Origin of the sequence: Pseudomonas sp. URMO17WK12:I7 (genome assembly GCF_003269045.1) — a bacterium.
In the GTDB taxonomy this organism is placed as follows: Bacteria; Pseudomonadota; Gammaproteobacteria; order Pseudomonadales; family Pseudomonadaceae; genus Aquipseudomonas; species Aquipseudomonas putida_J.
The window spans coordinates 99,772-108,076 of the sequence record NZ_QLTL01000019.1 but is presented as its reverse complement, the minus strand read 5'-3'; the positions used below and the strand labels follow the sequence as shown (position 1 = coordinate 108,076).

8 protein-coding genes and 4 pseudogenes are annotated in these 8,305 nt (G+C 62.6%); 6 read left to right on the top strand and 6 right to left on the bottom strand.

What is annotated here, in order from left to right; genetic code table 11:
- Positions 1-295: 295 nt before the first annotated feature.
- Both argE and H040_RS23295 read right to left on the bottom strand, forming a co-directional pair.
- Positions 296-1,456, bottom strand: coding sequence for an acetylornithine deacetylase (gene argE, locus H040_RS23300; RefSeq protein ID WP_027918726.1), 1,161 nt, complete (start codon positions 1,454-1,456; stop codon positions 296-298).
- A complete protein-coding gene (locus tag H040_RS23295; RefSeq protein ID WP_027918727.1) occupies positions 1,449-2,126 on the bottom strand; it encodes a DUF1028 domain-containing protein in 678 nt (225 codons plus the stop codon). Before H040_RS23295 ends, argE begins: the two co-directional genes overlap by 8 nt.
- A gap of 293 nt (positions 2,127-2,419) precedes the next feature.
- Between H040_RS23295 and H040_RS23290 the strand changes: the two genes are divergently transcribed.
- Together H040_RS23290 and H040_RS23285 are read left to right on the top strand one after the other, a co-directional pair.
- Positions 2,420-3,739: a flavin-containing monooxygenase gene (locus tag H040_RS23290; RefSeq protein ID WP_027918728.1), complete on the top strand. Its 1,320-nt coding sequence runs from the start codon at positions 2,420-2,422 to the stop codon at positions 3,737-3,739.
- On the top strand, positions 3,739-4,155 hold the full coding sequence (locus H040_RS23285; protein ID WP_014590706.1) for a RidA family protein: 417 nt from the start codon (positions 3,739-3,741) through the stop codon (positions 4,153-4,155). Before H040_RS23290 ends, H040_RS23285 begins: the two co-directional genes overlap by 1 nt.
- A 120-nt stretch (positions 4,156-4,275) precedes the next feature.
- Here H040_RS23285 and H040_RS23280 read toward each other — a convergent pair whose 3' ends face one another.
- The 3 genes and pseudogenes from H040_RS23280 to H040_RS28220 all read right to left on the bottom strand — a co-directional run.
- Positions 4,276-5,181 (bottom strand): LysR family transcriptional regulator, encoded by a 906-nt coding sequence (locus H040_RS23280; RefSeq protein WP_027918729.1) that lies wholly within the window; start codon positions 5,179-5,181, stop codon positions 4,276-4,278.
- A 126-nt stretch (positions 5,182-5,307) separates the two neighbouring features.
- Positions 5,308-5,924, bottom strand: a pseudogene (locus H040_RS23275) (ABC transporter permease subunit); the annotation flags it as partial.
- Positions 5,894-6,060 (bottom strand): annotated as a pseudogene (locus H040_RS28220) (PhnD/SsuA/transferrin family substrate-binding protein); the annotation flags it as partial. The pseudogenes H040_RS23275 and H040_RS28220, both read right to left, overlap by 31 nt.
- Before the next feature lie 174 nt (positions 6,061-6,234).
- Between H040_RS28220 and H040_RS28215 the strand changes: the two are divergent.
- A pseudogene (locus H040_RS28215) lies at positions 6,235-6,566 on the top strand (LysR family transcriptional regulator substrate-binding protein); the annotation flags it as partial.
- A 51-nt stretch (positions 6,567-6,617) separates the two neighbouring features.
- Positions 6,618-6,725, top strand: a pseudogene (locus tag H040_RS27880) (transketolase family protein); the annotation flags it as partial.
- Between the two features lie 43 nt (positions 6,726-6,768).
- Here the strand turns inward: H040_RS27880 and H040_RS23255 are convergent.
- Positions 6,769-7,032, bottom strand: a complete 264-nt coding sequence (locus H040_RS23255; RefSeq protein WP_033696168.1) for a hypothetical protein — start codon at positions 7,030-7,032, stop codon at positions 6,769-6,771.
- Positions 7,033-7,190: 158 nt separating this feature from the next.
- Between H040_RS23255 and H040_RS23250 the strand changes: the two genes are divergently transcribed.
- Both H040_RS23250 and H040_RS23245 read left to right on the top strand, forming a co-directional pair.
- Positions 7,191-7,577: a VOC family protein gene (locus H040_RS23250; RefSeq protein ID WP_027918732.1), complete on the top strand. Its 387-nt coding sequence runs from the start codon at positions 7,191-7,193 to the stop codon at positions 7,575-7,577.
- 74 nt (positions 7,578-7,651) lie between these two features.
- Positions 7,652-8,221 carry a hypothetical protein gene (locus H040_RS23245; protein WP_027918733.1) on the top strand — a complete coding sequence of 190 codons (570 nt, stop codon included), beginning with the start codon at positions 7,652-7,654 and terminating at the stop codon, positions 8,219-8,221.
- The last annotated feature ends 84 nt before the right edge of the window (positions 8,222-8,305 follow it).

The window sequence follows — 8,305 nt, the reverse complement described above, 5'->3', positions numbered from 1 at the left end:
TGTGAACGGCAAGTGTGGCACTGGAAACATCGATGCCGACAGAGGAAGACATGGCCAAACCCTCTTAAACTCAAGGAGTGAGAGCGCTTTGGCTTGGCCCACGCTTGTGATTCGAGATTACGGCCCTCATCCAACTGTTCGGGCTCTCGCCAAAGTGGAACGGTGAATGGCAGCTTTTGCTCCCACACGTGCTCAAGGCACCTCGGGCTATCAGCTTGCCATTCACCGCTCTCACTTCAGATTCTATCCCCTCGCCAAGACACAAGCGGGTTTACCCGCGAAAGGGCCAACCCGATCAATCCTGCCTGAGGTAGTCCACCAACCTCAGCAACATCGCATCACAGCCCAGCAACTGCTCGACGCTGACGAATTCATCAGGCTTGTGCCCCTGATCCATGCTGCCTGGCCCACACACAACGGTCGGAATACCAGCCTGGTCAAACAAGCCACCTTCGGTGCCAAACGCAACGGTGCCGAAGTCATCCGAGCCGCTGACCAATGCCACCAGCCGCGCGGCCTCACTGTCGGCCGACGTGGCCAGCCCAGGGTATGCACTCAGCGGTTGCAGGCGAATGGCACTGGCAGCGTTCACCTTGCGCATGCGTGGCAGCAACTCAGTCTCGGCGTAGGTCTGCAACTGGTCGGCCACCGCCTGTGCTGCATACCCCGGCAAGGCGCGCACCTCGAAATCGAACACACACTCTTCCGGCACGATGTTCAGTGCCCTGCCCCCTTTGATCACCCCGGTCTGCACCGTGGAGAACGGTGGGTCGAAGCGCGTGTCGTGATGCGCCGGCAAGGCCAGGGCATCACCGATCTCACCCAGCTTGCCGATCAGCTTCGCAGCGTACTCGATAGCATTTACCCCGTAAGGTGCGTATGCCGAGTGGCACGCCGCACCGTGGACCTCGCAACGCATCGCCAGCTTGCCCTTATGGCCAAGCACCGGCTTGAGTTCGGTAGGCTCACCAATCAGGCACAGGCGCGGCTTGTGCGGTCGCTTTTCCAGTGCGGCCAGCATCGAGCGCACGCCCAGGCAGCCGACTTCCTCGTCATAGGAGAACGCCAGGTGCACCGGCATGCGCAGCGGTTGCGCAAGGAACGCTGGCACCGCAGCCAGCACCGAGGCGATGAAACCCTTCATGTCAGCCGTGCCACGGCCATACAGGCGCCCGTCGCGCTCGGTCAAGGCGAAGGGCGGCAGCGTCCAGGCCTGGCCTTCCACCGGCACCACATCGGTATGCCCGGATAGCACCACACCACCGACATCCTTGGGGCCGATGGTGGCGAACAAGTTGGCCTTGGTGCCTTCAGGGTTGTGGAACAGTTCGCACTCCACGCCAAGCTCGGCCAGGTAGTCGTGGATGAAACCGATCAGCTCGAGGTTGGAGTCGCGGCTGACCGTGGCAATGCCGATCAGCCGCTCCAACAGGGCGCGGCTGCTGAATTCACTCATCGCCCGGCACCCCATAACTCGGCGCGGCGGTCGGGTCGAGGGCGCGGGTGACATAGTCCTGCATCTGCGGGCGATACGCTTGCCACAGGCCATCGAGAACACCAATCGGGTCTTGCTCAGCCCAGTCCACACGCAGGTCCACCAGCGGCCAAGTCAGCTCGCCGGCGATCTTCAGTGCTGCCGAGTGCACGGGGCCTGCTTCGCCACCGGCTGCCATCGCCGCATGCATGGCCGCCAGCAGGCGGTCAGCCAGATGCCCGCCGGCCTGTTCGAAGGCCTTCACCATGGCCTCGATCACCTGCAGCGAGGACAACAAGTTACCAGCGGCCGCGCACTGCTCACCCGCCACAGCGTTGTGTACACCCAGCGCTTCCTTGCCGGTGAACAGCGCCACTTGGCCCTGACTGTCGATCACCGTGACCTGGCGATACTCGCTCCAGCCATTGGCGCTGAGCACCCGGTCCAGCGCGGCAGCTGGCGACAGCTGGCCTTGCTCCAAGGCATCGAGGATCTGCGGGCCGAGCGCTGGCAAGGTGATGTTCTGGGTGGAAACTGCGCCGACGCCAGCACGTACCCACGGGCAGCGGGCGCCCACGGCGATGCTTGACGAGCTGATGGCGATACCGACCTGGCCGGTTTCCTGGCAGCGCCCGATGATGGAGAAGGTCATGGTAGAACTCCTGTTGTTCTGTGCGATGCCCAGCATTCTGGGTGGAACCTTCAGGGCCACGAAACCAACATTTTCCTGTGCCTTGAACAGGAAAAAACTAAGGCTCGTCAGTAACCCCCGCAAACCACTGAAAACCCCGGCCAAGCCCTTGCATATCGGGGCCTTCGCCGTTTTATCGGCAAGCCCCAGCTAAATACTATTTTCGCGATTTTCCGAGCGTCCCTAGTCTGGCCCCAGGTAACGGCGGTCCACCAAACCGACCTGACAAAAACCGCCTGACAAAGGGCTCGGACATGACACTGAACAACATCGAAATCGACACCCTCGTGGTTGGCGCCGGCCAGGCCGGCGTGGCCATGAGCGAACACCTGAACAAGCTTGGCGTGCCGCACCTGGTGCTGGAGCGCAAGCGTATCGCCGAGGCCTGGCGCACCGGCCGCTGGGATTCGCTAGTGGCCAACGGCCCGGTCTGGCATGACCGCTTCCCGGGGCTGGAATTCAACCTCGACGCCGACGCCTTCGCTGGCAAGGACCAGGTCGCCGATTACTTCGAGCAGTACGTACGCAAGTACAACCTGCCGGTACGCACCGGCATCGAAGTGAAGAAGGTGGTACGCAATGCCGACCGCCCCGGCTTCACCATCGAAACCAACCAAGGCGTGATCCGCGCCAACCGCGTGGTGGCTGCCACTGGCCCGTTCCAGAAGCCGGTCATCCCGGCCATCGCGCCGAAAGACGCCAACCTCCACCAGATCCACTCCGCCGCCTACTACAACCCCGAGCAACTGCCTGAAGGCGCCGTACTCGTGGTCGGTGCCGGCTCTTCCGGCGTGCAAATCGCCGAGGAACTGATGCGCGCCGGGCGCCAGGTGTACCTGTCGGTAGGCGCCCACGACCGCCCACCACGGGCCTACCGCAACCGCGACTTCTGCTGGTGGCTGGGCGTGCTCGGTGAGTGGGACGCAGAAATCGCCAAGCCGGGCCGCGAGCACGTGACCATCGCCGTCAGCGGTGCCCGTGGCGGCCACACCGTGGACTTCCGCGCCCTCGCCCACCAGGGCATGACCCTGGTCGGCCTGACCCAGTCGTTCGACAACGGTGTGGCGCGCTTCCAGGACAACCTGGTCGAGAACATCAACCGCGGCGACGAAAACTACCTGGCCCTGCTGGATGCCGCCGATGCCTATATCGAGCGCAACGGCCTGGACCTGCCGGAGGAGCCCGAAGCGCGCAAGCGCCTGGCTGACCCTGCGTGCATGACCCACCCACTGCAGCAACTGGACCTGGCCCAGGCCGGCGTCACCAGCATCATCTGGGCCACCGGCTACGGCGTGGACTTCAGCTGGCTGCAGGTCGACACCTTCGACGCCAACGGCAAACCCCAGCACCAGCGCGGCGTAGCCCGCGAGCCGGGCGTGTACTTCCTCGGCCTGCCCTGGCTGTCGCGCCGTGGCTCGTCGTTCATCTGGGGCGTGTGGCACGACGCCAAGCACGTCGCCGGCCACATCGCCACGCAGCGCACCTACCTGGCCTACCGCGACCGCGACCAGCGCGAAGCGGATGACCAACAAGACAACTCGATCAGCAACGTCAGCACCCTCGGAGCCCACTGATGCCTACCCATACTCGCATCCGCATGTTCAACACCAAGGAAACCTACCCCAACCAGACCCTGGACAACGACCTGTGCCAGGCCGTGCGGGCCGGTAACACCATCTATGTGCGTGGCCAGGTCGGCACCGACTTCGAAGGCAAGCTGGTAGGCCTGGGTGACCCACGGGCACAGACCGAGCAGGCGATGAAGAACGTCAAGCAGTTGCTCGAAGAGGCAGGTTCGGACCTGTCGCACATCGTCAAGACCACCACCTACATCACCGACCCGCGTTTCCGCGAGCCGGTGTACAAGGAAGTCGGCAAGTGGCTGAAGGGCGTGTTCCCGATTTCCACCGGGCTAGTGGTGGCAGGGTTGGCCCAGGCCGAATGGCTGATGGAAATCGATGTGATTGCGGTGGTGCCGGATCAGCAGTGATTCAATAACCCCCAAGGGCTGCTTTGCAGCCCATTCGCGGGCAAGCCCGCTCCCACAGGATTGCGCCGGACCTGAGGTCAGCGCTCACCCTGTGGGAGCGGGCTTGCCCGCCAAGCTTTTTCAGAACGTGGCCAGTTCTTCGCGGCAGAACTCGACAAACAACTGCGCCGGCTTGGTCAGCTGCACCCGCTTCAGGTGCGCCGCTGCCAACCCCGACAATGCCACCGGCTCGGCGATGTCGATCATCACCAGCTTCTGCCCGTCATAGGTGCATTCCGAGTGCGGTCGGGTCACCAGCAACGAAAACCCAAAGCCCTGCCCCACCATCCCCCGCACCATCTCGATCGACGGCGAACTGAAGACGATGTTCGGCGTCAGCCCCATTTCATTGAACAGGCTGACGAAATAGGTACGGCTGGGCGCTACGTCCAGCAAGATCATTGGCTCCGGGCACAGGTCGCGCAGCGACACCTGCGCCTGGGCGGCAAAGCGATGTTTCTCGGGCAGCAGTACATAAGGCTTCTGCGGCGGCATCAAGGGTTCGGCTTCGATGGTGCCATCCAGGTCATGGTCATAAAGGAACGCCAGGTCGAAGGTGCCGGCAGTCAGCCCCTGGATCAGGTCCTGCTGCTCACCATCGCGCAGGCGGATGTCCACCCCCGGATAGCGTTCGCGAAAGCCGGCGATCAGCCGCGGCAGATACAGCGGCGCCACGGTTTCGAAGCAACCGATGTCGATATGCCCGGCCACGGTGTCGTTGTCGGCCAGGGCGTTCTGCTCGAACTCGTGCGCCATCTGCAGCAGCGACTTGGTCTTGGCATAGAAGCGCTTGCCACTGGGCGTCAGCGAAACGCCCTGGGCGTGGTGGCGGATGAACAGCTGCACGCCAAAGCTTTCCTCCAGGCTCTTTATCGCCGTAGAGATCGACGGTTGGGCGATGTACAGCTGGCGCGAGGCCTCGGCGACGCTGCCGGCCTCGACGGTGGTGACGAAGTATTTGAGTTGTCGCAGGGTGTAGGAAGCCACAGGCACCTCGTTGGCGCCATTCGCGGGCGCCTTGGAATTTTCCTGTCACTTTACCTTGTAGCCTGTTTCAACGGGCCGCAGCCTGATGAAGGATTTGCCTAAGGCTTGAACATAATTTTTCTGTCGCAGGATCACCGCGGTCCACGCCGCGACCACCTGTGGCAACACGCCGAACATGATCACCTGCAACGGTCGAGCCCCCGTGGCACGCAGGACTTCGAGCGGGCCTTGATCGATCTCCTCGATGCTCTCGGCAAAGCACTGGCCGCGCATGCCCACACCGTTCACGGCCAGCGCCAGTACGCCGGGGAACGGCCCCAGGCCCACCGCCGAGACAAACACCAGGGCCAGGATCAGTTCATTGATACTACGTATTACGTTTAACAACTGCCGGGTGCCTTGATACACCCAGCGATTGCTGTGCAGGTTGCGCGCCGCCAGCAGCGCCAGGGGAATAGCGAAGATCACACCCAGCAACGTGCCCCAGATGGCAATCTGTATGGCGCCGAGCCGGCCGGTCAGTACGTTCTTCAGCACCGACAGGCGTGGCACCACATTGTGATGCTGGAAGATCATCGCCACCCGGCGGCGCAGTTCACGGCTCGCGGCAGCATGGCGTCGATACCTGCCACCTGCAGCTCGCCACTGTCGGCGCGGGCCGGGAGGTTCATGCAGCGCAGCAAGGTCGACTTGCCAGCACTGGACTGGCCCTGGGCGACTCGGGGATGCCCGGGGAGCTCCAGGCGATCCGCAGATCATCCTGGCCCACCTCCCCGGCGGCGATGGCCGAAGCGAGAATGCGGTCTGCCACCGCCGCACCGTCAACCTTGCCATTGGCCACCGCCAGGGGCTGCCATCGTGCGAGCCCGAGAAAATCAGTTCCCTCGCCGTGGCCGGCGTATCGAACTGACTGGCGTAGGTCGCCAGCTGTTGCCGATTGCCCAGCAACTGCTGACGCTGGAAGCCGAAGCCAGCGGGCTGTTGCGTGATTCCGGCACACTGAGCCGGGGCCAGCTGCTACTGGGTGCCGTGGGGCCATTTCATGTAATCGAGATGGTCGATGCCTATCGCCGCGCCTTCTCGCAGATCGACCTGTCGATCCGCATCGGCAACTCGGCCTCGGTACTGCCAGACCTGGAAAGCTACGTGATCGACGTCGGCGTGCTGGCCGGGCTGCATGAAGACCCGGCGTTTCAGGTGCAACTGTACGCACGCCACCCGGTAATCCTGTTCGCCCATGTCGCCCCCCCTTGGCTCGCCACCACTGCGTGCGCCTCGAGGCGTTGCAGGGCCAGGCCATGTTGCGCCGGGAACAGGGTTCGACCACACGGGCAGCCTTCGAACGGGTGCTGGCCAAACACGAGGTCAGCCCGCGCATGCTGATGGAAATCGGCAGCCGTGAAGCGCTGCGTGAGGCGGTGGCACGGGGCATCGGGATTGCGATGCCGGATGCGTTCCTCGATGCCGGTGCGTTGCCGACCTTGCATGATCGCTATGGCATCTCCACCGAGCCGGTGGCGCGGCAAATCAAAGGCTGGTTGTGATCTGTGCGGGCCTCATCGCCGGCAAGCCGACAATGAGGCCCGCTCATTCGAACTCGATATTCGAGGTTACACATTCGTCGCCAACTTTCTTGTACCCATCCGCGCAGGGCATACCCATGACTGGACCCAGTCCACGCTTTTTGCGAGACAGCGTCGCCGGAGCATCAGTAGCCGCTGAGTTGGATACACCATCAGCGTTTTCCTGCACGTCATCGAGGTGTACAGCCTCATCGCCGCTCATCATCTGTTCCTGCACCCCTGCGAGCCCTGCGGTGACCAACATTGCATCCTTAACCATGTCTTTCATTACTATCACTCCTGCTGGGATTGAATGTTTTTCAAGGCTACCGCCAGGCTCACCATCACCCCATCTGGAACAGATGCTCACAGAAAACTCTCTCGCTGGTGAATTGGGCCAGAACGTCTTTACTGGAAAGTATCGACCCGCAGGTACGGTATGCGCCTATGAAGATCGTTGTCACCAGCATTCTCGTCGATGACCAGGCCAAGGCTCTGGCTTTCTACCATTACGTCCTCGGCTTCGAGCCCAAGCACGACATCCCCATGGGCCAGCATCGCTGGCTGACACTGACCTCACCCAACGATCCCAACGGGGTCGAGTTGCTGCTGGAGCCCGATGCACACCCGGCGGCGAAAATCTACAAACAAGCGCTGAAGCAGGACGGCATTCCGGCCACCTCCTTCGGCGTGCGCGATATCCAGGCCGAGTACACTCGCCTGTGCAAGGCCGGCGTGAAGTTCATCAAAGAGCCCACCGACCTGGGCCCGGTCACCGTCGCGGTGTTCGACGACACCTGCGGCAACCTGATACAGATTGCCCAGAAGCACTGAGCAGCGGCCATGGCAGCCGGTGCTGCCATTGGCTACATTGCAGCTGTACCCGTGCGCCACAATAAGGAAAACAGATGCGCCACGAATTCAGCGAAGTGCTCAATGACCTGGTCGACTACTTCCTGCTGGGCGATATCCAGCTGCTCGAGCGCTTCAAACACGAAAACCACCTGTCCGATGACCTGGCCCGCGAGTTCACCAGCAACGACAGCGGCGACAAGGCCGTGGCAGAAGGTGTGGTGATACCGCTGGCGGGGGTCGACAACCTGCCCTACCACATCCTGTTCACCCTCGATGGCTACACACCGGCCCTGCTCGAACCGGGCAGTCGCCTCAAGCACCGGCGCAACGGCTATGTGCTGCAGGTCGAGAACCGTGCGGTGATGCTGTACACCTGGCGTGTCCTGCAGCACTTCACCAACAAGACGCTAGGTGACCTGATGGCGCGCTATCAGGTGCCGGGGCGGCCGATCATAGAGCTGGACAATGGCTGGTATGACGTCGAGGTGCTGGCCGGGGCGCTGATCAGGGAAGGCTTGTACGAACCTGCTTTCGAGTTCGTGCTGAAGAAACGCTGGAGCCGGGGTAAGGCCAAGGAGGTGGATACCGGGTATGCCTACACGCTGCGAGGGTACTTCGACTGATTTTTCCTGCACTGGCCTCTTCGCGGCTGAAGCCGCTCCTACAAAGCCTGCGCTGCACCTGTAGGAGCGGCTTCAGCCGCGAAG